Annotated in this window: 31 protein-coding genes and 2 pseudogenes; 18 read left to right on the top strand and 15 right to left on the bottom strand. The window is 60.5% G+C overall.

Features of this window, described 5'->3' with window-relative positions; all coding sequences use genetic code 11:
* The first annotated feature begins 139 nt into the window (after positions 1 to 139).
* From CJZ98_RS13435 to CJZ98_RS13445, 3 genes are read left to right on the top strand one after another with little or no spacing between them, the layout of a single operon-like run.
* Complete coding sequence (locus CJZ98_RS13435) at positions 140 to 340, top strand: galactose oxidase (RefSeq protein ID WP_232756473.1); 201 nt, start codon at positions 140 to 142, stop codon at positions 338 to 340.
* Positions 337 to 621, top strand: coding sequence for a DUF1651 domain-containing protein (locus CJZ98_RS13440; RefSeq protein ID WP_094591646.1), 285 nt, complete (start codon positions 337 to 339; stop codon positions 619 to 621). Before CJZ98_RS13435 ends, CJZ98_RS13440 begins: the two co-directional genes overlap by 4 nt.
* 14 nt (positions 622 to 635) lie before the next feature.
* Complete coding sequence (locus CJZ98_RS13445) at positions 636 to 1,319, top strand: cupin domain-containing protein (RefSeq protein WP_094591647.1); 684 nt, start codon at positions 636 to 638, stop codon at positions 1,317 to 1,319.
* Here the strand turns inward: CJZ98_RS13445 and CJZ98_RS13450 are convergent.
* Complete coding sequence (locus tag CJZ98_RS13450; RefSeq protein ID WP_094591648.1) at positions 1,308 to 1,511, bottom strand: DUF924 family protein; 204 nt, start codon at positions 1,509 to 1,511, stop codon at positions 1,308 to 1,310. The two genes, CJZ98_RS13445 and CJZ98_RS13450, sit on opposite strands and share 12 nt — an antisense overlap.
* A gap of 397 nt (positions 1,512 to 1,908) precedes the next feature.
* Here CJZ98_RS13450 and CJZ98_RS19650 point away from each other — a divergent pair.
* Positions 1,909 to 2,031: pseudogene (locus CJZ98_RS19650) on the top strand (IS5/IS1182 family transposase); the annotation flags it as partial.
* Between the two features lie 311 nt (positions 2,032 to 2,342).
* Here the strand turns inward: CJZ98_RS19650 and CJZ98_RS13455 are convergent.
* From CJZ98_RS13455 to nifE, 9 genes are all read right to left on the bottom strand, one after another.
* A complete protein-coding gene (locus CJZ98_RS13455; RefSeq protein ID WP_094591649.1) occupies positions 2,343 to 2,618 on the bottom strand; it encodes a MoaD/ThiS family protein in 276 nt (91 codons plus the stop codon).
* Positions 2,608 to 2,979: a HesB/IscA family protein gene (locus CJZ98_RS13460; protein WP_094591650.1), complete on the bottom strand. Its 372-nt coding sequence runs from the start codon at positions 2,977 to 2,979 to the stop codon at positions 2,608 to 2,610. Before CJZ98_RS13460 ends, CJZ98_RS13455 begins: the two co-directional genes overlap by 11 nt.
* An 85-nt stretch (positions 2,980 to 3,064) precedes the next feature.
* On the bottom strand, positions 3,065 to 3,892 hold the full coding sequence (locus CJZ98_RS13465; RefSeq protein WP_232756474.1) for a HesA/MoeB/ThiF family protein: 828 nt from the start codon (positions 3,890 to 3,892) through the stop codon (positions 3,065 to 3,067).
* The gene (nifW, locus tag CJZ98_RS13470) at positions 3,889 to 4,206 is read right to left on the bottom strand and encodes a nitrogenase-stabilizing/protective protein NifW (RefSeq protein ID WP_094591651.1); all 318 of its coding nucleotides are present in this window, start codon (positions 4,204 to 4,206) and stop codon (positions 3,889 to 3,891) included. Before nifW ends, CJZ98_RS13465 begins: the two co-directional genes overlap by 4 nt.
* Complete coding sequence (locus CJZ98_RS13475) at positions 4,203 to 4,460, bottom strand: CCE_0567 family metalloprotein (protein ID WP_094591652.1); 258 nt, start codon at positions 4,458 to 4,460, stop codon at positions 4,203 to 4,205. The genes nifW and CJZ98_RS13475 overlap by 4 nt, the downstream gene beginning before the upstream one ends.
* On the bottom strand, positions 4,457 to 4,948 hold the full coding sequence (locus tag CJZ98_RS13480) for a NifX-associated nitrogen fixation protein (RefSeq protein WP_094591653.1): 492 nt from the start codon (positions 4,946 to 4,948) through the stop codon (positions 4,457 to 4,459). Before CJZ98_RS13480 ends, CJZ98_RS13475 begins: the two co-directional genes overlap by 4 nt.
* Before the next feature lie 60 nt (positions 4,949 to 5,008).
* A complete protein-coding gene (gene nifX, locus CJZ98_RS13485) occupies positions 5,009 to 5,386 on the bottom strand; it encodes a nitrogen fixation protein NifX (protein ID WP_232756475.1) in 378 nt (125 codons plus the stop codon).
* Positions 5,387 to 5,446: 60 nt separating this feature from the next.
* Positions 5,447 to 6,742 (bottom strand): nitrogenase iron-molybdenum cofactor biosynthesis protein NifN, encoded by a 1,296-nt coding sequence (gene nifN / locus CJZ98_RS13490; protein WP_094591654.1) that lies wholly within the window; start codon positions 6,740 to 6,742, stop codon positions 5,447 to 5,449.
* On the bottom strand, positions 6,739 to 8,169 hold the full coding sequence (nifE, locus tag CJZ98_RS13495) for a nitrogenase iron-molybdenum cofactor biosynthesis protein NifE (protein ID WP_094591655.1): 1,431 nt from the start codon (positions 8,167 to 8,169) through the stop codon (positions 6,739 to 6,741). The genes nifN and nifE overlap by 4 nt, the downstream gene beginning before the upstream one ends.
* 565 nt (positions 8,170 to 8,734) lie before the next feature.
* On the opposite strand from nifE, the gene nifB reads away from it, so the two are divergent.
* The 14 genes from nifB to CJZ98_RS19560 all read left to right on the top strand — a co-directional run bounded on the left by nifB (position 8,735) and on the right by CJZ98_RS19560 (position 22,565).
* Positions 8,735 to 10,276, top strand: a complete 1,542-nt coding sequence (gene nifB / locus CJZ98_RS13500) for a nitrogenase cofactor biosynthesis protein NifB (protein WP_232756476.1) — start codon at positions 8,735 to 8,737, stop codon at positions 10,274 to 10,276.
* A 127-nt stretch (positions 10,277 to 10,403) separates the two neighbouring features.
* Positions 10,404 to 11,615, top strand: a complete 1,212-nt coding sequence (nifS, locus tag CJZ98_RS13505) for a cysteine desulfurase NifS (RefSeq protein WP_094591657.1) — start codon at positions 10,404 to 10,406, stop codon at positions 11,613 to 11,615.
* 92 nt (positions 11,616 to 11,707) lie between these two features.
* Complete coding sequence (gene nifU, locus CJZ98_RS13510; protein ID WP_094591658.1) at positions 11,708 to 12,553, top strand: Fe-S cluster assembly protein NifU; 846 nt, start codon at positions 11,708 to 11,710, stop codon at positions 12,551 to 12,553.
* Positions 12,554 to 12,726: 173 nt separating this feature from the next.
* Entirely contained in the window at positions 12,727 to 13,605 is an 879-nt protein-coding gene (nifH, locus tag CJZ98_RS13515) for a nitrogenase iron protein (protein ID WP_198537789.1), read from the top strand.
* 94 nt (positions 13,606 to 13,699) lie between these two features.
* Positions 13,700 to 15,190, top strand: a complete 1,491-nt coding sequence (gene nifD / locus CJZ98_RS13520; protein ID WP_094591660.1) for a nitrogenase molybdenum-iron protein alpha chain — start codon at positions 13,700 to 13,702, stop codon at positions 15,188 to 15,190.
* A gap of 157 nt (positions 15,191 to 15,347) precedes the next feature.
* Positions 15,348 to 16,886: a nitrogenase molybdenum-iron protein subunit beta gene (nifK, locus tag CJZ98_RS13525; RefSeq protein ID WP_094591661.1), complete on the top strand. Its 1,539-nt coding sequence runs from the start codon at positions 15,348 to 15,350 to the stop codon at positions 16,884 to 16,886.
* Positions 16,887 to 16,891: 5 nt separating this feature from the next.
* On the top strand, positions 16,892 to 18,010 hold the full coding sequence (gene nifV, locus CJZ98_RS13530) for a homocitrate synthase (protein WP_094591662.1): 1,119 nt from the start codon (positions 16,892 to 16,894) through the stop codon (positions 18,008 to 18,010).
* Entirely contained in the window at positions 18,007 to 18,411 is a 405-nt protein-coding gene (locus tag CJZ98_RS13535) for a nitrogen fixation protein NifZ (RefSeq protein ID WP_094591663.1), read from the top strand. Before nifV ends, CJZ98_RS13535 begins: the two co-directional genes overlap by 4 nt.
* A complete protein-coding gene (gene nifT, locus CJZ98_RS13540; protein ID WP_094591664.1) occupies positions 18,411 to 18,614 on the top strand; it encodes a putative nitrogen fixation protein NifT in 204 nt (67 codons plus the stop codon). The genes CJZ98_RS13535 and nifT overlap by 1 nt, the downstream gene beginning before the upstream one ends.
* 155 nt (positions 18,615 to 18,769) lie before the next feature.
* Positions 18,770 to 19,522, top strand: coding sequence for a molybdate ABC transporter substrate-binding protein (gene modA, locus CJZ98_RS13545; protein WP_157910994.1), 753 nt, complete (start codon positions 18,770 to 18,772; stop codon positions 19,520 to 19,522).
* Positions 19,519 to 21,450, top strand: a complete 1,932-nt coding sequence (modB, locus tag CJZ98_RS13550; protein ID WP_094591666.1) for a molybdate ABC transporter permease subunit — start codon at positions 19,519 to 19,521, stop codon at positions 21,448 to 21,450. Before modA ends, modB begins: the two co-directional genes overlap by 4 nt.
* Positions 21,451 to 21,691: 241 nt before the next feature.
* Complete coding sequence (locus CJZ98_RS13555) at positions 21,692 to 21,976, top strand: helix-turn-helix domain-containing protein (protein WP_198537785.1); 285 nt, start codon at positions 21,692 to 21,694, stop codon at positions 21,974 to 21,976.
* Positions 21,977 to 22,216: 240 nt separating this feature from the next.
* Entirely contained in the window at positions 22,217 to 22,429 is a 213-nt protein-coding gene (locus CJZ98_RS19555) for a TOBE domain-containing protein (RefSeq protein WP_108723307.1), read from the top strand.
* Positions 22,356 to 22,565: a TOBE domain-containing protein gene (locus tag CJZ98_RS19560; protein WP_198537791.1), complete on the top strand. Its 210-nt coding sequence runs from the start codon at positions 22,356 to 22,358 to the stop codon at positions 22,563 to 22,565. Before CJZ98_RS19555 ends, CJZ98_RS19560 begins: the two co-directional genes overlap by 74 nt.
* Positions 22,566 to 23,015: 450 nt before the next feature.
* On the opposite strand, the gene fdxB is transcribed toward CJZ98_RS19560, so the two are convergent.
* From fdxB to CJZ98_RS13580, 5 genes and pseudogenes are all read right to left on the bottom strand, one after another.
* The gene (gene fdxB, locus CJZ98_RS13565; protein WP_332835050.1) at positions 23,016 to 23,330 is read right to left on the bottom strand and encodes a ferredoxin III, nif-specific; all 315 of its coding nucleotides are present in this window, start codon (positions 23,328 to 23,330) and stop codon (positions 23,016 to 23,018) included.
* A gap of 228 nt (positions 23,331 to 23,558) precedes the next feature.
* On the bottom strand, positions 23,559 to 23,894 hold the full coding sequence (locus tag CJZ98_RS18045; protein WP_108723308.1) for an SAM-dependent methyltransferase: 336 nt from the start codon (positions 23,892 to 23,894) through the stop codon (positions 23,559 to 23,561).
* A 181-nt stretch (positions 23,895 to 24,075) separates the two neighbouring features.
* Positions 24,076 to 25,176 carry a helix-turn-helix domain-containing protein gene (locus tag CJZ98_RS18875; protein WP_198537793.1) on the bottom strand — a complete coding sequence of 367 codons (1,101 nt, stop codon included), beginning with the start codon at positions 25,174 to 25,176 and terminating at the stop codon, positions 24,076 to 24,078.
* Positions 25,177 to 25,620: 444 nt separating this feature from the next.
* Positions 25,621 to 25,797 (bottom strand): annotated as a pseudogene (locus tag CJZ98_RS19565) (4Fe-4S binding protein); the annotation flags it as partial.
* A gap of 24 nt (positions 25,798 to 25,821) precedes the next feature.
* Positions 25,822 to 26,121, bottom strand: coding sequence for a 2Fe-2S iron-sulfur cluster-binding protein (locus CJZ98_RS13580; protein ID WP_094591670.1), 300 nt, complete (start codon positions 26,119 to 26,121; stop codon positions 25,822 to 25,824).
* Positions 26,122 to 26,472 lie beyond the last annotated feature (351 nt).

Here is a 26,472-nt window from a genome sequence, read left to right on the forward strand (position 1 = left end):
CGGCATGCAAGCCGTAACTCACGACATCACGGCGCTACTGGCGATGGCGATGAGAAAGCCAGAACCAAGCTCGAGTTAAGACTTTGAATCAGCCCTGCGAGCGGAGGAGGTTGATGCGTGGCCCTATCTCGACGAAGGCGTGCTGCTCAAGACCCGCAGCCGCAAGGTCTGCATGACCTGCCATTTCTTTCGGCATCACCCGGGGCCGAACTGCATCCCGTTGCTCACCTGCCAACTGCACCAGGGCCTGATCGCCCATGGCGAGCACCTCACCCACCGCTGCCAGGGCTGGACGGACGACATGGTGAGGCAACGGGGCTGGGCGCCTGAGGTGGCGTGAGCGGTAGAGCCAGCAACCGGCCGCCGCTGTCGCCCAAAGAGGCCTGGATCAGTGACGGTCGCCAGGTGCTGCACTTCCGGCCCAGCCGTTGGGATCGCTGGTCCAAGCGACTGGAGGTCACCGTGGGGGAGCTGCTGCCAGATCAACCGGTGCCGCTGCTCAAGAAGCGGTTGGAGCTCAGCCGCGAGGCGGCCCTCAAGCTCTGGAGCGAGAAACGCAAACTGGGCTGGCAGCCCACAACCCCGCAGTGGCAACCGCCCCAGGCACCAGCTCGGGACTGAGCACAATCACAGCCATGGACCTCCACGCCGATCTCCACCAGCGCGCCGTGCTGGACACCACCGCCCTGCCATGGGCTCCTTCCCCGATGGCCGGGGTGGAGCGGCGGATGCTGGATCGCCGCGGCGGTGAAGTGGCCCGCGCCACTTCAATCGTGCGTTATGCCCCGGGGAGTCGCTTTGAGCGTCACAGCCATGGCGGCGGCGAGGAGATCCTCGTTCTTGAGGGCACCTTTTCCGACGAGTTGGGGGACTATCCAGCTGGCACCTACCTGCGCAATCCGGTGGGCTCGAGCCATGCCCCCTTCAGCACGGGCGGCTGCACGCTCCTGGTGAAGCTGCAGCAGATGCACCCCGGTGATCAACAACGCCTGGTGATCGACACCAACAAGGCAGCCTGGCGGCCCGGTCTGGTGAACGGACTCGAGGTGATGCCGCTGCATGGCTACGGATCCGAGCACGTGGCTCTGGTGCGCTGGGCGCCGGACACACGGTTCCAGCCCCACAGCCATCCCGGCGGTGAAGAAATCTTCGTGCTGGATGGCGTGTTTCAGGACGAGCACGGCAGCTATTCAGCTGGCAGCTGGCTGCGCAATCCACCGGGCAGCGTGCACCGGCCCTGGAGTGAGGCGGGCTGCACGATCTGGGCCAAGACCGGCCACCTGCCGCTCACGCTGCTCACCGACGGCTCAGAAGCGTGAGCCAGGTGTCTGCAAAAATGTCAGCTCCGCCGCGCTCGACACCCGCCCCAGGGCTTCATTTCGGTGGGGGAAGCGGCCAAAGCGAGCGATCACATCGCGGTGCCGGCGGGCGAAATCGGCGGTGTGGGGATCGGTGAGTTGCTCGAACAGCGGTAGCACCGCCTCCTGCACCGCCAGGTCTTCGCTGTGCATCAGCGGCGACAGCCACCGCCGCGCAAAGGCCAGCCGGCATAGCGGAAGTAAGCAGCCAAAACGGCCGTAGGGTCGAGCGAATTGTCGTCCGGCGACAAACTGGTGCCGATCGCATCAGACCCCGGCGGAGAGCTCCGCGACAAGGTTCAGCAGAGGTCTCGGAGTACAGCCGGCCAACCAGGTTGTCGTCTGGTGTCGATCAGAGAAACCCAGTTCTGGTAATGGTCTGGCTGATGGGTGCCTCAGTTTTCGTGTCGCGTCAACCGCCGTCGCCAGCGACAACCTGGAACGATCAGATCCCCTCACCGGCCAACTTGATTGACGCCAATCGGCCAAGGGGGTTGACGCGGGACAATCCCTTTCGGGTGATCTAGACGAAGTCGGCCGCAGGCCATAACAGCAGATCGGTTTTCAGAAGTCTCAGCTGAGGGTGCTGGCCCAAAATCACTGCAAGATCAATGTTCTGGCTGCGCTGACCAACCTGTTCATGTCACACCGTCAACTGCTTCTAACAAGCTGAACAGGGGGATGGTGTGCCCATTCGGTACTGATCAGGGCAGTTTTAAGAACGCAAAGCAAGGAATAAATCAGATGAGATCGACTGATTTATGCCTTGGCATCAATGGATTTATTCAAATCGAGCATTAAGGTGCTAAGTGGTCTCGCAGCAGCGTTGTTGCCCAGAGCTTCCCTAGGCAGTCGCCCTTAGAAACAAAAACGGGGAGCTTTTGGCTCCCCCTTATGGCCCAACAAACATCCACAGGGTCCAACATCGATCGGGACAAAGAAGATGCAGTGTCAACCAAGCTTAGGCTATCGTTCTTGACGCTCTCACCCCCCGGAAATTGGTAGAACCACATCAATGGCATCACCATCGTGGAGTGGCTGGACCGGCAAGGGATTCAGGGCAACCTGTACGCCATTGACGAACAGCTGCAGATAATCAACAAAACGTCCATCAGCCTGGCGCCAATGGGTGCGAATTAGGGGATAGCTGCGCTCCAGCTCGGCGAGAATTTGATCCAGGGAACCCGGTTCCTGGATCAAATGGCTGGAACCCAAACCATGGCGGCACCAGCTGCCGGGCAGGTAGAGATCAATTGCCATGGCAGCTGGCTCCTTCCGGCGCGCAGGTTTCGGTGGTGCTGAAGGATTTACCGCAGCCGCAGGTGGAGGTGGCGGAAGGGTTGGAAAAACGGAAACCACTTTCCATCACACCCTCAACAAAATCAAGTTGGACCCCGCGCAAGGAAGCCAGGCTGGCCGGTTCAACGAAGAGGGCGACACCGCCACTTTCAAAACCACGGTCCTCAGGTTCGGCCTGGGCCACCAGTTTCATGTCATAACTAAGGCCGGCGCAGCCGCCATCGTCGATCCGGATCCGCACGCCGGCGCTCGGCCCCAGGTTCTGGGAGCGCAGCAGGCTCCTGAGTCTCAGAACGGCAGGTTCAGTCAGTTGGATGCACATGGGGATGGACCAAAATGAAGGAATGGGAAGTCCAAAGGGGGGGCTGGGGGAAGCCAAGCAAGGATTGAAAATCGGAGCCTTGCTCTTAGGGCGCGAGGGCGCCACAGCAGGGACAATCGCTCTGACGCAAGAGGGGCAACTTGCGCAGCGTTAACTCAGCCAGGTCGAAGCGGGCCAAGGTGCCACTGAGGATCGGCCCGCAGCCGGTGATCAACTTGATCACCTCTAGGGCGGTCAGACAAGCTAGGGCCCCTGAAACAGCCCCTAGTACTCCGAAGTTACGGCGATCCCAAGGGGGAGGAGTGGCGCTGCGGCATCGCAAACAGGCTGTAGTGCCAGGCAGGATGGTGGTCAACTGGGCTTCCATGCCATCCATGGCCGACTCCACCATGGGGATGCGGGCCTGTACACAGGCATCGTTGAGCCAATACCGCTCTTCGAAATTGTGGGTGGCATCAACAACCACCGTGGCACCAGCCACCAGGCCAGCCACATTGTCAGCGGTGACATACTCGGCAATGGGTTCAACCAGGGTGTCTGGATTGAAGCGCCGTAAGCTTTCAGCGGCCTGCAAAACCCGTAATTCACCAACCCCGTCATGGCGCATTAACACCTGGCGGTTGAGGTCATCGAGTCGCAGGGTGCCGCCCCGTGCCAACACAAGCTTGCCCACTCCTGCGGCGGCAAGGTAGAGGGCGACGGTGCCACCGAGACCACCCACGCCGGTGATCAGCACTGTGGATTGGGCTAGTTTGTGCTGGCCAAGCTCGCCAAAATCCGTTAATTGGATCTGGCGGCTGTAGCGTTCGCGCTGATCGTCTGTTAAGGCGAACACTGCATCCAGACCGCTGGGCTCAACCTGAACCGCTGGCATGATAATTGGAGGGTCAAGATCAAGCAGGGGGATCGTCACGGCGTTAGCTCCGATAGGGTAACGATGTGACCGGGGTGCTGCTTAAAGACAGCAAACAGTTTTTGCTCAAGGGGTGAGGAGGTAACAAACAGCTGATAGGCCTTCAGCAGGGCTTGCCGATAGGAGCCATAGCGTTCGTCAAGGGAGGGAATGGAGGAATCAATGGCTTGTAGTTGGAGCGAAAAATCCCGCAGGATATGGAGTCGATTAACGGAGAGCACGTGGGGATCATAGGGAATCTCAAAAAATTCGAAATAATCCTCCGCATCCGTTAAACGGCTAAACCCTTCGAGGGATTGCTTGGCTGGGGTCATGGTTGGGAGTCCTGTTGTTCACGGACGCGAAGATGGCTGCGCAGATGGTCAAGCAAGGCAAACAGACTGTGGGTTTCCGTGGCCAGAGCCGGAAGCTTGTCAAAATCAGCAGGCAACCCCTCTGCTAGATCATGGAGATCCATTTTCATTTGCCCTGCCTTACTGTTAAGGGCCCGGATGCGTTGGCGCAAGGCATCTAGATCAAGGGACTCATAATCCTGGTTGAGTTGCCAGACAGTGGCAGAATGGGTCATGCCTTGCCAACCTCCTGAAAACGATTAGCAAGGCTGATACCCTGGGCCGTTAGTTTGTCGGATTCAGCGATGAGATCTTCGCTAGTCAAGAACCCAAAGCGATGGGCATCGCGTAAACTGCGATTAACCAATAGCAATTTTCCGGCGAACACTAGCGCGTAGCCAAAACCCTCATCATTGAGGTCGAGGGCAACCTGGGCCATGAGGCCACTGCCGGCCTCGATGCGATAGGCAATCGAGCGAAAAAAGGCTTGAATGCGTCCGCGGGTGATCGGTTCGACGGGGCCCTCGGTGGTGATCGTGCGCTTCTGTTCTCGGGTAACGATGAAAGGCTTTAAGAGCAGATCATCACTCCAGCGGGCGTAGGTGCCAAACACATCATTGATGCGGATTTGCAGGGCTAGGGCCTTGACCGCCTCGGCCGGTGCGGTGGGGCTATCTGCGATCACAGCAGCAGGTTGGCTGCCATTGGGTGATTGGGACGTCATCGAAATGCTGAAATGGATGGGATAGCAAGGAGGTTGGTCAGGGCCGCAAGCCAGCTTCGATCAACTTTGAGCGAGCAAGACCTTGCGCAGCCAGGGGGGAGGCGTGCCCCGCAGCATGATCACAAGACGATCAAGCAAATCGGTGATCGGTTCCTCCCCATTAGACGAGCGAATCGGGGTGATTTTGTGGTTGATCAGCTTGGCAGCAGCGCTCCCACCAATGGCACTGACGTACACCAAGGTGCAAGCCCGAACGGCGTTGATGCGTGGTGTCAGTTTATCTTCGTCGCCGTCTTCCTGGGCCGGCGGAAAGCTGATCGATTGGTGCAGGCTATAACCGTCTTGATCAACCTTGTAGATCTCAAGAAACGGAGTCCAGCCGAAGTGGGCATTGATGATCTGTTGGTCCGAACTTGCAAAAGCAACGAACATGGCCATGGCGTCGAGAATAAAGGACAGGGAGTCGGTTAGGGCTGCCGCAGTCGCGGAGGGCTTTCCTCAGGCACTACTGAAATCATTCACCGCCAATTCATCAATCAACAACTGATTGCCGATGCCGATCACCAAATTCAAGAGTCCGCCATAGCCAACCGAAACCCGCAAACCGTTGCCAAGGCGATCCACAATCGGAAAACCAAGCCTGTACAGGGACACACCCATGCGGCCTGCCAGATCGGAGGCCTGGGAACTTGAAATCAGCAGATCAACGTCGCCGCAAGCCTGCTCAAGTTGATGCAGATCACCCATTTGGGGAGTGAGGCCAATAGCAATTGAGGCGCCACAGGAGCGTAGGAAGGCCTCAACGCCCGTCAGCAAATCCCGCTCCAGGGCCAGGGCTACCTGCTTATGGCCAAAGTAGAAATGGGTGTCGAGCAGGGCATCCTGCACCTGGCGCCTTTGGCGGCGATAGCGCTCCGGCACCGCCCGGCCACTCCATTGCATCAGCAGCCGGATCAAGTCATCCACGGCCTCCAGGGTCATCAAGTGATCGAAGCTCACCAGGGGGCGCTCGCAGCGCTCCGCCAATAGACGCGCCGCTGGCAAGACGCTGGCGCCGATGGCCACAATCTGCTCTGAACGGCCCGCCAGACGCAGGCGTTCCACCGTGACGCCGCCCTGGGCCACGGCCGTGGAGGCGGAAGCCGCAAAGTGGCCATCGAGGGAATCGGCAAGATCAGGCACTAGCAAGGCATCAAGGCCAAAGGCCTCAACTAGGTCCTTGATCTCCTGAACATCACCAGGCGCCAGGCTGGCACCCACAACGATGGTGATCTGGCCGGCAATGATCGCGCCTGGTTCAGCAAAGGTTTGGAGCAGGGAAGCCACTGCAGCGGCGAATCCCTCCTGCATGCCCCCCATGAAATCGGGAGACTCAATCACGCAGATCGGCAGGGCCGCCAGTTGGGGCTGCTGCTTCCGCAGCAAGCGCACCGCACCAGCGAGGTCATCGCCGCGGGTGGCGGTTAAGGCGGTGGAGCAAACGCCAACAAGCTCTGGCTGGCTTTTCTTAGCAAGAGCCAAAACCGCCTGGATGATGTTCTCCTCACCTCCCAAGACAGTGCTGACCTCATCCATGGCCGTAGTGGCCAGGGGGATCGCCTCAAGGAAATGGTTCACCAGTTTGACCTTGGCGGCAGCCGTGCAGCCCTGGGCCCCATGGAGCAGGGGGATCGAACCCTTGACTCCCAATAGGGCCAAGGCGGCTCCCAGGGCAGGGCTGTGCTTGAAGGTGTCAGTGCTGACGATGGCCCGGGCTGTCGGGGCTACGGACTGGCTGAGTTGGGTGGCACTCATGCTGTTACCTCCCAGGGGGCAGGCCGGCGCACCTGCTCCCAAACGGGGCTGTGCATGGATTCATCAATTTCCCTGGCCATCTCCACAATTCCCTGGTAGCCGGCATAGGGATGGTGCCGTTCCTGGTTGATATGCAGAAAGGGGATGCCGGCCTTGAGGGCGGTGTATTGGTTGCGGCCACCAGCAATCAACATGTCAGCACCGGTCGCCTCAATCACCCGCAGAATTTCGGCAGCGCCGCCCTTCTCCATCAGAATCCCTTCGGGTCCAAGCAGATCGCGCATGCGCGCCTGATCGTCAGCTGTGCTTTTGCGCACGCTGGTGGCCACTACCTCCATGCCGAGGTCCTGGGCAGCGGCGATGATTGACCAGCTCTTGACTCCACCGGTGTAGAGCACAATCTTTTTGCCCTCCAACCTGGCCCGATAGGGAGCCAATCGTCGTTTCATGCGGGCGGTTTGGCTTTCAATCAGGGCCTCACAATCGTCGATCAAGGAAAGGGGCACGACCTGGGCATCAACCAGATAATCAACGATCTGGCGAAGGCATTGGCTGACGTTTGCAGAGCCGTAAAAGGATGCTTCAATGAACGGGATGCCATAGCGTTCCTCCATGGTTCGGGCCACATTTAAGAGGGCCTTGGAGCAAATCACCACGTTGAGATCGGCGTAGTGGGCAGCGGCAATGTCGGCGTAGCGCCCATCCCCGGTAATTTTTGCCTGGATCTTGATTCCCAATACCCGCAAAAGCAATTCAATCGACCAAAGCTCACCGGCAATGTTGTATTCGCCAATGATGTTGATCGAAGGAGTCAATTCATCTTCGGCGTCACGGGTACCGATGACGTGATCGAGTAGGGCCTGGCCGCCCAGGCGATTGCCAAAATTCTTGCTGCCCCGGTAGCCGGCGCTATGGACGGGGATCACCGGCAGGGAGAGCTCCTTGGCCATGGCTCTGCAAACCGCTTCGATGTCCTCGCCAATTAGGGCCGTAACGCAGGTGGCGTAGACAAAAATGGCCGCAGGAGCGTGTTCCAGGGCGATCGCGCTGATGGCCTGACGCAGCTTGGATTCCGCGCCAAAGATGATGTCGTGCTCACTGAGGTCGGTGGTGAACCCGTGGCGGTGCAGGGTTGGACCCGAGCTGAGGCTGCCCCTGGTGCCCCAGGAATGGCCCCCACAGGCGATCGGCCCATGGACCAGGTGGGCCACATCCGTGATCGGCACCAGGGTGATCAGGGAGCCATCAAAGGCACAGCCGCCCTGGGCTTCGCCAGGCAGGGCTTTTTGCTTGCAGCCATTGGCCGCCTTCTTGCGGCCCTGGCCAGCGGCTTGCGAACCAGTCTCGGCCCCGTGGCCATGGACAGCGTGGTTGTGGGGGCAAGCGGGCTCGTTGAGCAGCTCCCGGTTGCTGGGGGCATGAACCATGGGTAGGGGCCGCCGCGGAGTGGTCGCTGCCAACCTAAGCATCATGTTTTGAGCTTTTCTTGACGGCCAGCCGTAGGCAATGGCCGTGCAACGAACAGCATCAAGCAACAAAGGCAGGTGAGCACTCAAAACCCGATTCGGGTGCTGCGTGATCGCCAGAATCAGGCGGGGAAGGGGGCTTGCGTTCTTAGTACTCACCCAAGCGGGACAGCACTTCCTGGTCTTAGATACGGTATTAAATACGACACAACTTTCCACGGCAAAGCTGCACTCAAAAAAACTCGATTAAAAACAGTAACATTGGATACATGCAATGGTCGAAGCCCTGGCAGTGCAGCAGAACTACCTAGACAGCAATTGGTGGCAAAAAACACTTTTTGCAGTCGTGGCCAAGAAAACAGCGCAGCGGGCCCGTTGATCAATACCGGTGCCACGCCCCGTAAATACCTGCACCCCGACCCGAAGCAAATCTATAGCCCAGTGATAGCAAGGCAATTGGCCCCCGAGTACAGCCCTAAGTATTCAGAAAGGGCCCGGGGATTGGCCAGGGGCATGCCGCTAGGACATGGTCATTCGCAACCGACCCATGTCGTCATTGCCCGTTCTGCCTGCAGGCCACCAGGGGACCGCCAAAGCCAGCCAAGGCAACTGCAAATGTCCCTCGGCGGACGCTCCCAAGCCAGCAACCAGCATCGATGCGCGCACCCTGGCCCGGATCGAGAAGCACCCTTGCTACAGCGAGGAGGCCCATCACTTTTACGCCCGCATGCACGTGGCCGTGGCACCGGCCTGCAATATCCAATGCAATTTCTGTAACCGTAAATACGATTGCGCCAATGAGAGCCGGCCCGGGGTGGTGAGCGAATTGCTCACGCCGCAAGAAGCGGCCCACAAGGTCCTGGTCGTCGCCGAACGCATCCCCCAAATGACCGTGGTGGGCATTGCCGGCCCTGGTGATCCGCTCGCCAACCCGGAGCATACCTTTGAAACCTTTGAGCGGATCGCAGCACAAGCACCAGATCTCAAGCTCTGCCTCTCCAGCAATGGCCTAGCCGTGCCGGAGCACATCGAGCGGATCAAGGCCCTAAACGTTGACCATGTGACCTTGACGATCAACATGATCGATCCCGATATCGGCATGGAAATCTATCCCTGGGTCCATTTTGAGCGGCGCCGCTATCGCGGACGCGAAGCCTCCGAGCTGCTGCACCAGCGCCAAATGGAAAGCCTGGATCTGCTGCGCAAAGCCGACATTCTGGTCAAGGTGAATTCGGTGTTGATCCCGGGCATCAACGACAAGCACCTGGTTGAGGTCAACCGCACGATCCGCGAAAAGGGTGCCTTCCTACACAACATCATGCCGCTGATTTCAGCGCCCGAACATGGCACGGTCTTTGGTCTGCGCGGCCAACGGGGACCCACCCAAGCGGAATTAACAGCGGTGCAGGATGCCTGTGGCGAGGGCTCGGTGAAGATGATGCGCCATTGCCGCCAGTGCCGCGCCGATGCCGTTGGCCTGTTGGGTGAGGATCGCTCCCAGGAATTCAGCAAGGAGAAGGTTCTCGCCAGCGTGCCCTCCCTCGATGCCAGCAAGCGGCTGCAGGAGCGCGAATCCATTGAACTGTTCCGCGAACAGATTCGTAAGGCCGAGCGGCTCGTTGATTCCCCTGACGGGATCGAGGATGGCATTGGCGAACCAATCCTCTCTGGCGACCAGCCTGGACCGCTGTTGCTGGCCGTAGCCAGCAAGGGTGGGGGCCTGGTTAACCAACATTTTGGCCACGCCAAGGAATTCCAGATCTATGCAGTGGATGCGGTTGGCAGTCGCTTTGTGGGCCACCGCAAAGTGGATCACTACTGCCAGGGCGGCTATGGCGAAGAGGCCGCTTTTAGCGGCATAGCCGAGATCTTGAGCGACTGCGCCGCCGTGATCGTCAGCCGCATTGGCGCCTCGCCCCGCCAGAAACTCGAAAAACTGGGTCTCCCCGTGATCGAAAGCAACAACCTGATCAAGGTCGCCCTGCGCGAGGCCTTTGGGGAGCTGAGCAAGCCCCAAGCAGCGGCCGAAGCAAGCGAAGGCAAAGCCGAAGATCCAGTTCTCGCCTGAGTCCGTGCGGTTCGTCCCAGAACCTGAAGCCGTTGCTGGATCCAGGCGGGATCCAACAGAACTCGATCACGGCCCATGCCAGCGCAAGCCTTTCAATAACGGCCCAGTCGTTCCCATCCACGAAGCCATGACCATCAAGCCAATCACCTACTTCGACAACAACGCCACAACCCAGGTTAGCCAAGGCGTGTTGGAGGCCATGCTCCCCTTCTACCGGGAAAGCTATGGCAACCCCTCCTCCATGCACCACTTCGGCGGCAACCTAAGCCTCCAAATTGCCCAGGCACGCGAACAGGTTGCCGCCCTGATTGGTGCTGAATCAACCGAAGTGGTGTTTACCAGTTGCGGCAGTGAAGGCAACAATAGTGCCATTCGCTCCGCCCTAAGCAACAATTCCAGCCGCCGCCGCATCATCACTACTGCCGTTGAGCACCCCTGCGTGCTCAATGTGGCCAAACAGTTGCAAAGCGAGGGCTACGACCATGTGGTGATCGGGGTCGATGGCGATGGCCAACTGGATCTGGGCCAGCTGGAAGAGGCCCTGAAGGTGCCTACGGCCCTGGTTTCCACCATGGCAGCCAACAACGAAACCGGTGTGGTCTTCCCGCTAGAAGCGATCGGGCAGCTGGTGAAGACGGCCGGGGCCCTCTGGCACGTGGATGCGGTGCAACTGGCGGGCAAAGCTCCGATTGATCTGCGCAGTCTCCCGGTTGACCTGTTGACGCTCTCGGCCCACAAAATTCACGGTCCCAAAGGGGTCGGCGCCCTTTATGTGCGCCGTGCCACCCGCTTCCAGCCCTGGTTGCTCGGCGGTCACCAGGAACGGGGACGCCGCGCCGGCACCGAAAACGTGGCCGGCCTAGTGGGATTTGGCCAGGCAGCGGAAGAAGCGAAGGAAGCGATTGAGAACGACGTAATCGCCCAGGTCGCCAAACTGCGGAATCGGCTAGAGCAGGGATTGCTGGCGCGCATCCCCGATTGTGTGGTCAATGGCGGCGGCACCACGCGCCTTGGCAACACCAGCAACATCGGTTTCAAATACATCGAAGGCGAAGCGATTCTATTTTCGCTTGATAGCCACGGCATCTGCGCCTCCTCCGGATCAGCCTGCACCTCAGGCTCCCTCGAGGCCTCCCATGTGCTGCGGGCCATGGCAATCCCCTACTCGGTTTTGCACGGCTCCATCCGCTTTTCACTCTCACGCTTCAGCACCGATGAGCAGGTGGACCTCACCTTGCAGGTGATGCCAGAGATCGTTGACCGGCTACGCCAACTCTCACCCTTCAGTGATGACGATGTGTCCTGGCTACAGCAGATGGAGTTAGCACCAAACCCATGAGCCAAAACCGATAACAACTGCATTCAGTCCCCCTCCTCAAACCAGGAGGCTCTCCTTCTTCCTAAAACTCGACACCCTCGCCAACAACCGCCATGTGGAACTACTCCGAAAAGGTACTTCAGCTCTTTCACAATCCGATCAACCAAGGCAGCTTCAAACCCAGCGACGATCCCACCACCGCCATTGCGGTGGGCGAAGTGGGCAGCATTGCCTGTGGTGACGCCCTGCGCCTCCATCTCCAGATCGAGGTGGCTGAAGATCGCATCCTCGATGCCCGCTTCCAAACCTTCGGATGCACCAGTGCCATTGCCTCCTCCTCCGCCCTCACCGAGCTGGTTAAGGGCCTGACGCTCGATCAAGCCCTGCAGGTGACCAATGGGGAAATTGCCGACTACCTCGGTGGCCTACCCGAGGCCAAGATGCATTGTTCGGTGATGGGCCAGGAGGCTCTTGAAGCCGCCATCTTCAACTATCGCGGTATCGAAAGAGAAGAGCTTCACGAGGATGAAGGGGCCCTGATCTGCAAATGCTTTGCGATCACCGATTCGAAGATTCGCAAGGTGATCGCCGAAAACGGCCTGCGCAGCGCTGAACAGGTAACGGCCTACCTCAAGGCTGGTGGTGGCTGCGGCAGTTGCCTGGTGGCGATCGACAAGATCCTGGAAGAATCGAATCCCAAAAGTGATGGTCCGCCCCAGGCCCCCCTGGTGGTTCGACTTCAACAGATCGATGCCGTGATCGAGCAGGACATCCGGCCTTACCTCAAGGCGGATGGCGGCGACATCCAGGTCTGCGGACTGGTTGGCGATGAACTGCATGTGCAACTGCGCGGTAATTGCAGCACCTGCAGTTCCAGCAGTGACACGCTCCGCTATGCGGTTGAGGCCCGTTTACGCGAACGGCTCGAATCCAACCTGCGCGTGGTTCAGGTTCCCTGATCCCAGTCAGCCAATCCTTGCCATGACAACCCCCATCGCCCAGACCCAGGCAGCCCGCTCTCCTCCGGCAAGGGGCTGCCCAAGACCATTGCTGAACGCTTCAATCCAAGCCTGAAACGGCTGAACGCCAATCCCCCATTCTTCAACCCGCAAAAGCAATGACCGAACCTTCCATCCGCCAGATTGCGTTCTACGGCAAAGGTGGTATTGGTAAATCCACCACCTCCCAGAACACCATTGCCGGTCTTGCCGAATTCGGCGACCGCATCATGATCGTTGGCTGCGATCCCAAGGCTGACTCCACCCGGTTGATGCTGCACAGCAAGGCCCAGACCACCGTTCTCCACCTGGCTGCCGAACGCGGTGCCGTGGAAGATGTGGAACTGGAAGAAGTGCTGCTGGAAGGCTACAAAGGGGTCAAGTGTGTCGAATCCGGTGGTCCCGAGCCCGGCGTTGGCTGCGCCGGTCGCGGCATCATCACCGCCATTAACTTCCTGGAAGAAAATGGTGCCTACGAAGACCTCGATTTCGTCTCCTATGACGTGCTGGGTGACGTGGTCTGTGGTGGCTTCGCCATGCCAATTCGCGAAGGCAAGGCCCAGGAGATCTACATCGTTACCTCCGGTGAGATGATGGCCATGTATGCGGCCAACAACATCGCCCGCGGCATTCTCAAATATGCCCACTCCGGCGGTGTGCGTCTCGGCGGCCTGATCTGCAACAGCCGCCAGTGTGACCGGGAACTCGAACTGATCGAAACCCTGGCCAAGCGCCTCAACACCCAGATGATCCACTTTGTCCCCCGGGACAACATCGTGCAGCACGCCGAACTGCGCCGCATGACCGTGATCGAGTATGCGCCTGAAAGCAACCAGGCCCAGGAATACCGCAGCCTTGCTCGCAAGATCAAGGACAACACCAACCTGACGGTCCCCACCCCGATCACCATGGATGAACTGGAAGACCTGCTGGTCGAATTCGGCATCCTTGGCGATGACTCTGCCATTCAACATCTGATCGGTAAAACAGCAGCCGAAGTGGCTGTCGTCTGAACAACCGCTAGTGCTCCATAGCTCCCCTACCTAGGGGAGCTCCCCTGAATTGAGTTCAGTTCTGCGTCGACCATTCACTGCGCCCGTTCCCCCCATGACCACTACCGAACCCCGACCGGTCGCTCCGGTCGATGTCAAAACCCTGATTGAAGAGGTTCTTGAGCCCTATCCCGAGAAAGCCAAGAAAAAGCGCGCCAAGCATCTCAACGTCTACGACCACGCCAAGGCCGACTGTGGCGTTAAGTCCAACGTCAAGTCTGTACCGGGCTCGATGACCACCCGGGGCTGCGCCTATGCCGGCTCCAAGGGTGTGGTCTGGGGGCCGATCAAGGACATGGTGCACATCAGCCACGGCCCCGTGGGTTGCGGCTACTATTCCTGGTCCGGGCGCCGGAACTATTACATCGGCACCACCGGCATCGACAGCTACGGCACGATGCAGTTCACTTCCGATTTCCAGGAGCGTGATGTGGTGTTTGGTGGGGACAAAAAGCTCACCAAACTGATCGAGGAGGTCGAAGAGCTCTTCCCGCTCAACCGCGGCCAATCGATCCAATCGGAGTGCCCGATCGGCCTGATCGGTGATGATATTGAAGCGGTGGCCCGTAAGACAGCCAAGGAGATTGGTAAAACAATCGTGCCGGTGCGTTGCGAAGGCTTCCGCGGCGTGTCCCAATCCCTGGGTCACCACATCGCCAACGACACGATTCGCGACTGGGTCTTCCCCAATTCCGAAAAGGTGGCCGAGGAACAAAACCACCAGGTTGGTCCCTACGATGTGGCCATCATCGGTGACTACAACATCGGTGGCGATGCCTGGTCGAGCCGCATCCTGCTCGAAGAGATCGGCCTCCGGGTCGTGGCCCAGTGGTCTGGCGATGGCACCCTCAACGAGATGTTCCTCACCCCCAAGGTGAAGCTGAACTTGGTGCACTGCTACCGCTCGATGAACTACATCGCGCGCCACATGGAGGAGACCTACCAGATCCCCTGGATGGAGTACAACTTCTTCGGCCCCACCCAGATTGCCGAATCCCTGCGCACGATCGCTGCCCGCTTTGATGCCACGATCCAGGCCAATGCCGAGGCGGTAATCGCCAAGTATGAGGCCCAGATCAAGGCCGTGCTCGATAAGTTCCGCCCCCGCCTGGAAGGCAAAACCGTCGCCCTGATGGTGGGCGGCCTGCGGCCCCGTCACGTGGTGCCCGCCTTCACCGACCTGGGCATGCAACTGATCGCCACCGGCTATGAGTTCGGCCATAACGACGACTACAAGCGCACTACCCACTACATCGAGAACGGCACCCTCATCTATGACGATGTGAGCGCCAGTGAGTTTGAGCACTTCGTCAAGAAACTCAACCCTGACCTGGTTGCCTCCGGCATTAAGGAGAAATACGTGTTCCAGAAGATGGCCCTGCCCTTCCGGCAGATGCACTCCTGGGATTATTCCGGCCCATACCACGGCTACGACGGTTTCGCCATCTTCGCCCGGGACATGGACCTGGCCCTGAACAGCCCCACCTGGAGCCTGATCCCCACCCCCTGGGGCAAGGACAAAGCCCTGGCCGCTGCTGCCCACTGACCCTGTCAAGTCCCTGGCTAAGGAACTGACAGAACACCAGGCTGAAATCCAGCCCCAAGTCAGTCCAACCGCCCAACCACCACCAGCAAGGACTGGAGCCTGACGAAGCGTCGCTCCAGTCCGTTTCTGGCCCCCATCCACCTCTTCCGTTCGAACCATGGCCCAGAACGACATCAACAAGATCAAGGACCACGCCGAGCTCTTCCACCAAAGCGAATACCAGGAGCTCTTCGCCGAGAAAAAGCAATTTGAGGGAGGCCATTCCCCTGAAGAGGTGGAACGGGTCGCCGAATGGACCAAGGGCTGGGAGTATCGCGAAAAGAACTTCAACCGCGAAGCGCTCACGGTGAATCCCGCGAAGGCCTGCCAGCCCCTCGGCGCCATCCTGGCCGCCAGCGGTTTTGAAGGCACCCTGCCCTTTGTGCACGGGTCCCAGGGTTGTGTGGCCTATTTCCGCTCCCACTTCACCCGCCACTTCAAGGAGCCCTTCTCAACCGTGTCGTCGTCGATGACGGAAGACGCGGCGGTGTTTGGCGGCCAGAACAACATGATCGAAGGCCTGGCCAACAGCTACAAGCTGTACCAGCCCAAGATGATTGCCGTGTCCACCACCTGCATGGCAGAGGTGATTGGCGATGACCTCCAGGCCTTCATCACCAATGCCAAGCATGCCGATGCGGTGCCCCATGATTTCCCGGTTCCCTACGCCCACACCCCCAGCTTCGTCGGCTCCCACATCACGGGCTACGACGAAATGCTCAAGAACATCCTAACCACCCTCAATCCCACCAAGCCCACCGGCTCCTGGCGCAACGGCAAGATCAACATCATCCCCGGGTTTGAAACCTATGTGGGCAACCTGCGGGAGGTGAAGCGCATTGCCAAGGCCATGGATGTGGAGATCAACCTGCTGGCGGACAACTCCGATGTGTTGGATTCTCCCAACACCGGCACCTACCAGATGTATCCCGGTGGCACCCCGCTGGCCGATGCGGCCGACACCATCCACGGCGAAGCCACGATCGCCCTGCAGGCTTACAGCACGGTGCGAACTCGCAAGATGATCACCGGATGGGGCCAACCCAACCAGGTGGTGCGTCCCATCGGCATCCGCGGCACCGATGAGTTCCTGATGAAGCTCTCCGCCCTCAGTGGCAAGCCGATTCCAGCCGAACTCGAGGCCGAACGTGGCCGGGCCGTGGATGCCCTTACCGATTCCCAGGCCTGGCTCCATGGCAAGCGGGTGGCCCTCTATGGCGATCCCGATCTGGTGATTGGCCTGGTGCAATTCCTGCTGGAAGTGGGTGCCGAACCAGTCCACATCGTGGTGTCGAACAGCAACGATGACTTTGAGACCGAACTGCGGGCCCTGCTCGACAGCAGCCCCGCCGGTTCCGGCGCCACCATCTGGGGCGGCAAGGACCTCTGGCACATGCGCTCGCTGCTGTTCACCGAGCCAGTTGATCTGCTGATTGGCAACTCCTACGGCAAATACCTGTGGCGGGACACCAAAACCCCGTTGGTGCGCATCGGCTACCCGATCTTCGATCGGCACCACCTGCACCGCTACAGCACCTATGGCTACCAGGGCGCCATCAACCTGCTCAATTGGATCGTCAACGCCCTACTTGACGAACTGGATCGCAACACGATCGTGCCCGCCAAGACCGACATCTCCTACGACCTGATTCGCTAGTTGCCATGGCCCCCGTGCTGATCCACGACACCACCCTGCGCGACGGCGAACAGGCCGCCGGCGTGGCCTTCCGAGCCGATCTCAAATTGCGCATTGCCCGGGAGTTGGCAGCCCTGGGAGTGCCGGAATTGGAAATCGGCATCCCCGCCATGGGTGGGGATGAGGCGGAGGCGATCCGGGCCATCGTGGCCGCCGATCTGGGGGTCACCCTGGTCGGCTGGAACCGGGCCCGCCGGGACGATGTGGCCGCCAGCCTGGCCTGCGGCCTCAAGCGGGTTCACATCTCCCTGCCGGTGTCCCGCCTGCAGCTGGAGGCCAAGTTCGGCGGCGACACCGCCACGCTGCATCGCCAGCTGGCGGACGCCGTCCACTTCGCCCTCGACCAGGGAGCAAGCGTGAGTGTGGGCGGGGAGGATGCGTCCCGCTCGGACCGCCAGGAATTGGAGGATCTGGTCAGCTGGATTCGCAGCCTGGGCGCCGATCGCTTCCGCTTCTGCGACACCGTGGGGATCCTCGATCCCTTCAGCACCCACGCATGGATTAGCGCTCTGGCCGCCACTGGCCTGCCCCTGGAGATGCACACCCACAACGACCTCGGCATGGCGACCGCCAACGCGATCGCCGGCCTGCGGGCCGGGGCCCTTGCCGTGAACACCACGGTGAACGGCCTCGGGGAGCGGGCCGGCAATGCGGCCCTGGAGGAGGTGGTGATGGCGGCCCAATTCAGCCTGGGCCTAACCACCGGCATCCACACCCAATCCCTGGGCCAGGTCTCAGCCCTGGTGGCCGACTGCGCCGGGGCACCGCTCCCCCCCTGGAAACCGGTGGTGGGGCGTAATGCCTTCCGGCATGAATCGGGCATCCATGGGGCGGGCGTACTTAAGGATCAACGCACCTACGAGCCCTTTGATCCGGCCTGCCTGGGCCGCAAACATGAATTAGCCGTGGGCAAACATTCTGGCCGCCATGCCCTGGCAGCGGTGCTCCGCAGCCACGGCATCGATTTAGCGGCTGAACGGCTTGCCGGCCTACTGCAACGGGTCCGAGCCCAGGCCTCGGCCCTGGGTCGGGGGCTGCTGCCTGAAGAATTGATCGCCCTAATCCCCCAAGAGGTCACGCCATGATCAATGATGAGATGGAGCTCGATGATCCACCCCTCTTTGAGATCGGCGAAAAGGTGATGCTACGCAAGGTGATCCGCAATGACGGCACCTTTGCCGGCGTTGCCATTGGCGCCCGCCTGGCCAACAAGGGCGAATCCGGCTACGTGATCAGCATCGGCACCTTTCTGCAGACGTCCTACATCTACGCCGTCCATTTTCTAGATACCGGCCGGGTCGTCGGCTGCCGCAGACGCGAACTGATCAGCTGTGTCTACGACGATTCAGAGGAGCTCAGCAAGGACGAGAGTCCCACAGATGATCCCAGCAAGACTGATCTCGATCAGCAATCCCTAGGCAATTCCCAATCCCTAACAGGCCCAAGTCTCCCCAGCACCAATCCCCTAATCCCAACCCCAGTCTGATGAAGGTGATGTTCCGCCACGGCCCCAGCGCCCAGCTCCTGGCCTATATCGCCAAAAAAGACCTCGAAGAAGAGATCACCGAACAACGGCTGAATGGTGACGGCAACACGATTCTCACCCTGGCCAATGGCTGGGAGCTGGAACTGGCCAGCACCTTCGACTCGCTCAAGGTTCCCTGCACGGTGGAGGCCCGCAGGCTGTGAGCCAATAGCCTGCATTTCAATCGGAACGAATGCAGACGAACAATACTTCTGGGAATCAGGCCAGCACTAAACCCAAACCCTTGAATGTCATGCCGACTCATCCTCCATCTCGACCCTTCGTCCCTTCTTGGGTTGCCAGGGGGGGGATGGGTTGCATGGCTTCCCTTTTCTTCCTGACGGTAGAGGCTGTCCCGGCCCAAGCCAAGCCCCTGTTGGTGGGGGCGGCTAGCAGCCTGAGCGAACCGCTCCAAGACCTTGCTCCCGGTTTCGTTGCCGCCTTGAAGGTGCCGGCCCCCTCCTTCAACTTCGCCGCCTCGGGTGTGTTGCTGCAGCAAATCCATAGGGGGGCTCCGATCGATGTGTTCGTTTCTGCCGGTGAGAAGCAGATGGACTGGTTACAAAAGGCCGGCCTGCTGGTGGTCGGTAGCCGCCGGGTAATCGCCGGTAACCAGCTGGTGCTGGTGGTGCCCTCACGCTCGCCCCTGCACTCCCTGCGGTTCCAGGGACTGAACAGCATGGCCATCCGTCGCATCGCCATCGGCGATAGCAGCGTGCCCGCCGGCGACTATGGCCGCCAGACCCTGGCCTACTACGGGCTCAGTGAGGCGGTAAAGGCCAAGCTGGTGCCCCTGGGCTCGGTGCGCGCCGTGGCCATTGCGGTGGCCGCCGGTGATGTCGATGCCGGCATCATCTACAAAAGCGATGCCCAGAATGTGAGGAATTTGCGCATTGTCGCCCTAGCCCCCGAAGCCAGCCACACGCCGATTCGCTACAGCGCCGCCGTGATCGCCGCCAGCCGCCAACCGAAAGTGGCCAGCGCCTATCTGGGCAGCCTCACCACGGCCCAAGCGAGCCAGGTGTTCCGCCGCTATGGCCTGCTGCCCCTGCCAGCGGCGGCGAAGCGATGAGTGGGGTCAGCCCCGAGCTCTCTCCCCTGTGGCTGTCGCTGCGCAGCGCCAGCCTGGCGGTGCTGCTGGTGGCGCCCCTGGGCTTTGCCTGTGCCAGGCGCTTGCGTCAGTTGCGGGGCTGGCAGCGGGGTCTGGCCGAACTCGCTGTGCTCTCGCCCCTGGTGCTGCCGCCCACGGTGGTGGGCTTCATCCTGTTGCAACTGTTGGGCCGCTATGGGCCGATCGGCAGCCTGCTCAACCGCTTTGGGTTCGAGATCGTGTTCAGCTGGCAGGCCACGGTGTTGAGCTCGGTGGTGGCGGCCTTCCCACTGATGGTGCGCTCCGCCCTGGCGTCCCTGGAGCAGATCGATGAGTCCCTGCCGCAAGTGGCCCGAAGCCTGGGGGCCAGTGAGGGGCGAATTCTGCGCCAGATCATTCTGCCCCTGGCCATGCCGGGCCTGGTGGCCGGGGTGAGCCTCAGTTTTGCCCGGGCCCTAGGGGAATTCGGCACCACCTTGATGCTGGCGGGAAACATCCCTGGCCGCACCCAGACCTTACCGCTGGCGATCTTTGCCGCTGTTGATGCCGGTGATACGGGCAAGGCCTGGTTCTGGACCGCTCTGGTGCTCAGTCTCAACGCCATCAGTCTGGTGTTGATGCAGCTCCTGGAGGGCCGTAGCTGGCAGAGGCGCCGCCGTAGGAGCGCCAGGCTGCCTAAACCGTTTCTCCGGCGGGAGGTGGATGCTGCGGCTGAGCTGGACCCGATCGCTTTCTGCATCCCCGGGCACAACGGGCGCCATCGTGAGATCCCCTTCCGCCTCGTTTTGGCCGTGCGCCGCCGTCTGGTGGATTTCGATCTGGATCTGCAAATCGCCAGTTCCTGCCGCCGCCTGGGCATCCTCGGCGCCTCCGGGGCGGGCAAGAGCCAGCTGTTGCGTGCCCTGGCTGGCCTTGAGCGGCCTGACTCGGGCCACATCGAACTGAATGGCCGCGTGCTGTTCGATCGCCGGCTCGGGATCGACCTGCCCCTGCGCCAACGGCGATTGGGCCTGGTGTTCCAGAACTACGCCCTCTTCCCCCACCTCAGCGTCGCCGAGAACGTCGGCTTCGGGCTCAGCCAGCTACCAGCCGCCGAACGCCGTCAGCGGGTGGCCGCCCAGCTGAAACGGGTGGGGTTGTTGGCCATGGCCGATCGCTACCCGGCGGAGCTTTCCGGCGGTCAGCAGCAGCGCGTCGCCCTGATCCGGGCCCTGGCGATTGAGCCGGATGTGCTGCTGCTCGATGAGCCGTTCTCCGCCCAGGACACCTACCTGCGCCGCCAGCTGCAGCAGCAGCTGGCGGATCTGCTGCAGGACTGTCATGTTCCGGCCCTGCTGGTCACCCACGACCTGGAGGAGGCGTATCGACTCAGCGACGATCTGCTGGTGATTGATCAGGGCCGCATCCTGGCCCACGGCCCCAAGCATGAGGTGTTCGACCATCCCGAGCAGCTGGTGGTGGCGAGGCTGAGCGGCTGTAAGAACTTCTCACGGCTGCGGCCCCTGTCGCCCACACGCTTGTGGGCGCTCGACTGGCATCTGGAGTTGCAGCTGGACCAGCCCGCTCCAGCCGATCTCACCCATGTGGGAGTGCGGGCCAACCATCTGCGGCTCGACCCGGATCCCGGTACGGGAGCCATCGGTGTCGATCAGTGGCGGGTGCAGTTGATCAAGAGCAGCGAGGGGCCTTTCCAGGTGATTGCCTATGTGGCGTTGGCGGACCACCCCGGTCGGGCCCGGGCGTTGATCCAGGTGGAGGTGCGACGCCAGGACTGGCAACGGCTCTGTGATCATCCCCAACCCTGGATTCTGACAATGGCGAACCAACGGCTTCTGTTGCTGCGCCATCGTGGTAACGATGGCGATCGCACCGCAGGCCTGCAACTCCTGCCCCTGGTCTGCGAGCGATGAGACAGCTTGCCGCTGGTCTTGCGCTGGAATTTCCAGGCTTGCAGAGGTCTCTGCTGCTCAATCTTGGGGCTGGTTCCCTGCTTCCAGCTGGGCCGGACTGGACGATTGAAGCCGGTTATGTCAGATGTGTCAGCATCTGTGAGGCGGGCGAAACGCCTGTGCTGAGACTGCGGGGCCCCGGGATTGAATGACCTCTCGCTTCACGGCGACCAGTCTGTTTGGAATGCAATGTCTAACCTCCGTGCTGATCTCCGAGATCCAGGCTGGAGACGATCAGATTCATCACTATCTCAACCGCCAAATGGATCAAATGGAGGCGATCGTCCGTATGAACAGGGGCTCGACAGCAGAACAGCGGGTGATACGCCTGCTCAGCTGGCTGGCCCGCAATTTCCCCCAGGTCACGGCGCGGCGGTTACGGCTTTCGCTGCGGGACATGAATCTCACCCACCAGGATCTGGCCTACATCTGTGGTCTCAGCCGCGTTACGGTATCCCGTTGCTTCCGACAGCTCAAAAACATGTGAATACGGCAGCCCATTGACAATGATCTGATTTTGGAAGAACCCGAACTACCGCACTACCGACGGATGATGTCAATACACAATTCACCAATCTTGACGATCTTGCTCGATCGTCAAACCGTATCAGGCTGTAGAATCCAATGGTCTTATCCACGTCATTAAAGCTTGAAAGTCAACGCTCACAACATTCTCAAAAGCACGCTTGTCAAGGTCTAGACCGGCGCTATCGACAGCGAAGCTGATGTGGTCCTCGGCAGCGGCGATCTGCTGGTAGCCATGGTCACCAATCGCAGCGTCTACTCCCTGTTACTTGCGGCCGGCAAGGAGGTAATCGCTCTGATCAAAGCTTCCACGCCTCTGACTCAAGCTGACACCTTCGGCTATAAGCTTTGCCGACAACAATCTCAAAAGCACCATCAAGTCGGTCACGGCAGGCGCTGTCAATGCCGAGGTTAACCTCGAACTGGCGGGCGATACCGAACTGCACGTCATCATCGCCAGCGAATCGGTACAGGAGCTGGGGCTTGAAGCCGGCATGGTGGCCACCGCGTTGATCAAGGCATCAGGCGTGATCCTCGGCGTCCCCGCCTGAGGCTGAAAGCCGAACACTCCTAGCCCGCAAGCGATGGGCGGCACCCCCTGGCCGCCCATGCGTCAAGATGTCATACGCTTTCGCATTATCACATTGACCCCAGTAATAGCTATTGATACCGTTAGGACATGTACGGCTTCATTCGCTGACATGGGACAGATAGAGGACGCTTTGTTCACGGTCGCCTATCGGCTGATTGATGGGCATCAGTCTGCGGCTCCAGTGTAGCCGGATTGGATTGCATGACCCAGGCCCTGCAGGACACGTACAGGCTCTACGGCGTCACCGAAAGGGATATGCCGAAGTTTCTGATGAAGCCTCACCGTCAAGGTCAGGAACCTTGATGCCGGGGTGCCCGATCGCCTCCAGCTGCGCCAGGTAGAAGCCCAGATGATGCAGGCCTGCGGCCTGGGGCGAACCCGCTGAGGCTCCAGCGATCGACGTCTCGGGTCAGAGCGACAGGGGGGCGTGGCTGAGGCAATTCTTGGGGCAGGCGCGCAGGCAGCTCTGGCAACCGATGCAGTGCTGCTGGGCCGCAATGGTCATCACCTTGCGCTCGTATTCCTCGTCCTCTTCATCATCACTGGCGATCAGCTGCCCCTCCTCATCGAGACAGCGCAACATCAGCACACTGCGTCCACAAGACTTGAAACAGCGCCCGCAGCCGATGCAAAGGCTCTGATCGATGGACTGAACAAACTGTGGAGTCCAGCTGTTGCCACCGAAGGTGAGGGCGGTAAGGGCTTGGGTTGTCATTAACGTCATGGTTGCCGAAAGGCAACGCGGCTACCTTGTTGAACTTAGCTGGCGTCAGCTGCCCAACTGGCACTATTTCCCTCCTTGAGACCCTGCTGGATCCGATCTGGTCATGGCCATTGCACTGCGGCAACAATGCTGCTGGGTTTAGACCCGTCTTCACCACGATCAAGCCGCACTAGCGATGGGATGGGGCGCATGGTATTCACAGCAGGCCAACTTCTCAGCAGCAGCATCTCATTCCAGCCCGGCCGGTTTGGTTCGCAAGGGCCGACCGCTGAACCAACCCTCACTGGCGACAGGAATGAAGTCAAAGCGAGGGATATAGGGCTTGATATCCAGCAATGGGGTGCCATCGAGCACATCCACTCCCTCGATGATCAGATTTCGTCCTTGCCGCTCCAGCAACCGCACCACCGACAGGCCGATGCCATTGGGCCGGCATGGATGGCGGCTGGCAAAGATGCCGTGGGGTCTGTCGTCAAGGAAGGGACGCCGCACCAGCTTCACACTGCCGGCGCGATCGAACAGATACAGTAGAAACAGATGGCTGAAGCCTTCGATGTCCTGCAGTGCCCGGCGTCAACTACGTAGGCGCCCGCCTATCTAATCGTCGCCGAACACTGCAGGCCAGCTTCATAGGCCGCCAGAATTTCCACCCGTCCGCGGGCCTGGGCAGCCTGGGCCGGTTGGATCGGACAGTCCTGTGGCTGCTGGTGCGGGGAGTGAATGATCCCTATCGGCTGCAGGGCCATCAACGCCCGCTGCCGATTCCCAGCACTTGTCGCAACTGGCCCTGATCGGCCAGCGAGGCCTTGCAGCGTCCGCTCTCGAGATCGCGCACCCAGCTCTGGCTGCGCTGCAGCAACGTGGCCAGGGCCCGTTGGCTCAGACCGGAGCGTCGACGGGCCAGCTGGATTTCATCCGCCTGCAGGCGATCGGTCTCGGCCCGGGTGAGTGGGGCGGCGGCATGGCGACGCTCTGAAGGTTCGTCTCGGCTCTGCTGCCAACGACGATCCCGCTCGAAGCCCTGGATGCGTGCCTGCAGGAGGCGGTGGTATTTGTTGCGTGGTCCTGTATCGGTGAGGCGCTTCTCGCTGGCTCCATCGCGGATCCAGTAAGCGAGGGCTTCATCGGGGTCATCGGGGATCGCCTCCAGGCTGTGCCAGAGCGGACGGATCGCATCGGGATAGAGCTGGGGATGGAAGCGGGGACGGAGACCCTCCTCCAGTAGCACCAACAGATCGGTTTCGTAGGCGCGCACCAGGCGCTTGCGCAGCTCCCTGTCGGACGCCGCTGCCGCTATCCGCTGACTGCCGTAGGCGATGCGCATCAGCGTGGAGACCAGCAGGGTGTGTTGCTGCCCCAATCGCAACTTGAAAGGCAACCAGACCAACAGGCGTACGGCTCCGGGGTGTTGTTGCCAATGGCGCATCACGGTTCGCGGCAGACCGGCGGGTAGATGGCCGTACTGGTACAGAGACCTGTGCTCCCGCTGGCCGGCAGGGTTGAGAAAGTAACGGCTCCAGCCGCCGGGCCGCAGCTGGAAGGTGAGGCCCGCCAGATGATTTTGGCCGTCGTGGTCGCTTTGAAAATGGTGCTCGAGGGCCAGCAGCCGCCAGAATGGATCCTGGTTCAGTTCCAGCTCCGGCAGATTGTTGAGCGGGGTACAGCGCAACTGCAGGGTGAGCCGGCAGAGCTGGAGCATCAGCGACTTGATCAGGCTGAGGCGCTCGGGCCGGTTGAGATCACGGCGACGGGACAGGCCCAGCCGTTCCTCCAGTTCACGGTCGTCGATCGTGATCGTCTCAGCCCAGGGTTGCTGCAGCCCTGCGGCTCTGCTGGACAGGATCAAATGCAGAGCGACGGCGCGAGGATCAAACTCCGTTAGGGCCTTCAGGGCCACTGCACGCGGCAGTGGTGGCGCCTGGGCTGGTGAAGCCCAGTTCCCTTCGACGTCAGCCCGTAGCGGAGCACTCAGCCCCAGTCCCAGCCATACCTGCTGGGACTCACGCTCGATCAGCGACTGAGTGGGGTCAGGGCCACAGGCATCGACCCCCTGAGCCAGCAGGTTGGCCGCTTCCCACACCGGCAGGCAGCTGGCGAATGGCACCAGGACGTCGCCCTGGGGAGTGTCGCTTTGGCTGCTATCGCGTTCCAGCAATCGACCCCTGCCCCGTCGGGCCTGGGCCGCCCGAGGCAGGCTGATTGGACAGGTGATCACACAGAACGGACGTTCGCCCTGATCGTTGCAGTCGTGGCAAACGGCCGGATCGATGACGACCTGACCTCGCTCCTGGCTGATGGCGCCGTAGGGGCAAGAGCTGACGCACGTGCCACAACGGCTGCAAGTGGCGGCGGGGATTATCCAGCTCATTGATGCAGTGTCTTGCAGGAATGGGGTGATCGGTGGATCTCGCCCGGCGGCCCCGTCGGGATTTCTATTTTCTGGTGCCTGCACAGCCGATATGGCCATGCAGGCTACAGCTGATGAGTGAATTCACACGAGATAGGCCTCTTGGTGGGTGCGGATGCGGCAGTCACTCAGGGGCCTGGCGGTGCAGAGCAGCACAAAACCGGAAGTAATCTGCTCATCCGTCAGGAACTTCTGGTTCTCGTGCTCGACCTGGCCCGCTTCAAGCCGGCCGGTGCAACTTGAGCAGTTGCCCGTTCCGCAGCTGTAGGGAAGATCAAGACCGGCATCGAGGGAGGCGTCATAGATCGTCTGACCTGGCTTGACCTCAATGGTGTTATCAAGCCCTCTTTTCTTATTCATCAGTTGGACCGAAAAAGGCGACATGGCTGTTCAGGCAACGACTCGACCAATGTTGACCCATGAGGGTCAGGCGCGATCACCTTGCTGGCTCCAGGAGGCTGGTCCGGATGACGTTGTCGAACGTTCAGAATGAACTTCTGCAATCAGAAACACTCATCCCTTCTGGCAACCAAACTCTTCTGGCAAAGCCCTTGCGCAGTCGAATACCCCAGCCCCGCACCACACTTGGAGTGGGGTGCGGGTATTTTGACTGGGATGCGGATTCCCACACCAGGGCTGCCTAAAAGTCTGTCCACGGTGTCATCCGCGCCCCTGTCAGCATCGGTTTAGGTCGGTGGGTCTCACCGCTGGCGATGCCCGACATCTCTTCCGCCG

The sequence above is a fragment of the Vulcanococcus limneticus LL genome (assembly GCF_002252705.1).
Lineage (GTDB): Bacteria > Cyanobacteriota > Cyanobacteriia > PCC-6307 > Cyanobiaceae > Vulcanococcus > Vulcanococcus limneticus.

Bases quoted from the DNA above. Each gene is read 5' to 3' on its own strand.
- CJZ98_RS13445 (WP_094591647.1), top strand. From the start codon at position 636: ATGGACCTCCACGCCGATCTCCACCAGCGCGCCGTGCTGGACACCACC.
- CJZ98_RS13450 (WP_094591648.1), bottom strand. From the start codon at position 1,511: ATGCACAGCGAAGACCTGGCGGTGCAGGAGGCGGTGCTACCGCTGTTC.
- CJZ98_RS13455 (WP_094591649.1), bottom strand. From the start codon at position 2,618: ATGGCAATTGATCTCTACCTGCCCGGCAGCTGGTGCCGCCATGGTTTG.
- CJZ98_RS13460 (WP_094591650.1), bottom strand. From the start codon at position 2,979: ATGTGCATCCAACTGACTGAACCTGCCGTTCTGAGACTCAGGAGCCTG.
- nifW (WP_094591651.1), bottom strand. From the start codon at position 4,206: ATGACCCCAGCCAAGCAATCCCTCGAAGGGTTTAGCCGTTTAACGGAT.
- CJZ98_RS13475 (WP_094591652.1), bottom strand. From the start codon at position 4,460: ATGACCCATTCTGCCACTGTCTGGCAACTCAACCAGGATTATGAGTCC.
- CJZ98_RS13480 (WP_094591653.1), bottom strand. From the start codon at position 4,948: ATGACGTCCCAATCACCCAATGGCAGCCAACCTGCTGCTGTGATCGCA.
- nifX (WP_232756475.1), bottom strand. From the start codon at position 5,386: ATGGCCATGTTCGTTGCTTTTGCAAGTTCGGACCAACAGATCATCAAT.
- nifN (WP_094591654.1), bottom strand. From the start codon at position 6,742: ATGAGTGCCACCCAACTCAGCCAGTCCGTAGCCCCGACAGCCCGGGCC.
- nifE (WP_094591655.1), bottom strand. From the start codon at position 8,169: ATGGTTCATGCCCCCAGCAACCGGGAGCTGCTCAACGAGCCCGCTTGC.
- nifB (WP_232756476.1), top strand. From the start codon at position 8,735: ATGGTCATTCGCAACCGACCCATGTCGTCATTGCCCGTTCTGCCTGCA.
- nifS (WP_094591657.1), top strand. From the start codon at position 10,404: ATGACCATCAAGCCAATCACCTACTTCGACAACAACGCCACAACCCAG.
- nifU (WP_094591658.1), top strand. From the start codon at position 11,708: ATGTGGAACTACTCCGAAAAGGTACTTCAGCTCTTTCACAATCCGATC.
- nifD (WP_094591660.1), top strand. From the start codon at position 13,700: ATGACCACTACCGAACCCCGACCGGTCGCTCCGGTCGATGTCAAAACC.
- nifK (WP_094591661.1), top strand. From the start codon at position 15,348: ATGGCCCAGAACGACATCAACAAGATCAAGGACCACGCCGAGCTCTTC.
- nifV (WP_094591662.1), top strand. From the start codon at position 16,892: ATGGCCCCCGTGCTGATCCACGACACCACCCTGCGCGACGGCGAACAG.
- CJZ98_RS13535 (WP_094591663.1), top strand. From the start codon at position 18,007: ATGATCAATGATGAGATGGAGCTCGATGATCCACCCCTCTTTGAGATC.
- nifT (WP_094591664.1), top strand. From the start codon at position 18,411: ATGAAGGTGATGTTCCGCCACGGCCCCAGCGCCCAGCTCCTGGCCTAT.
- modA (WP_157910994.1), top strand. From the start codon at position 18,770: ATGGCTTCCCTTTTCTTCCTGACGGTAGAGGCTGTCCCGGCCCAAGCC.
- modB (WP_094591666.1), top strand. From the start codon at position 19,519: ATGAGTGGGGTCAGCCCCGAGCTCTCTCCCCTGTGGCTGTCGCTGCGC.
- fdxB (WP_332835050.1), bottom strand. From the start codon at position 23,330: ATGACGTTAATGACAACCCAAGCCCTTACCGCCCTCACCTTCGGTGGC.
- CJZ98_RS13580 (WP_094591670.1), bottom strand. From the start codon at position 26,121: ATGTCGCCTTTTTCGGTCCAACTGATGAATAAGAAAAGAGGGCTTGAT.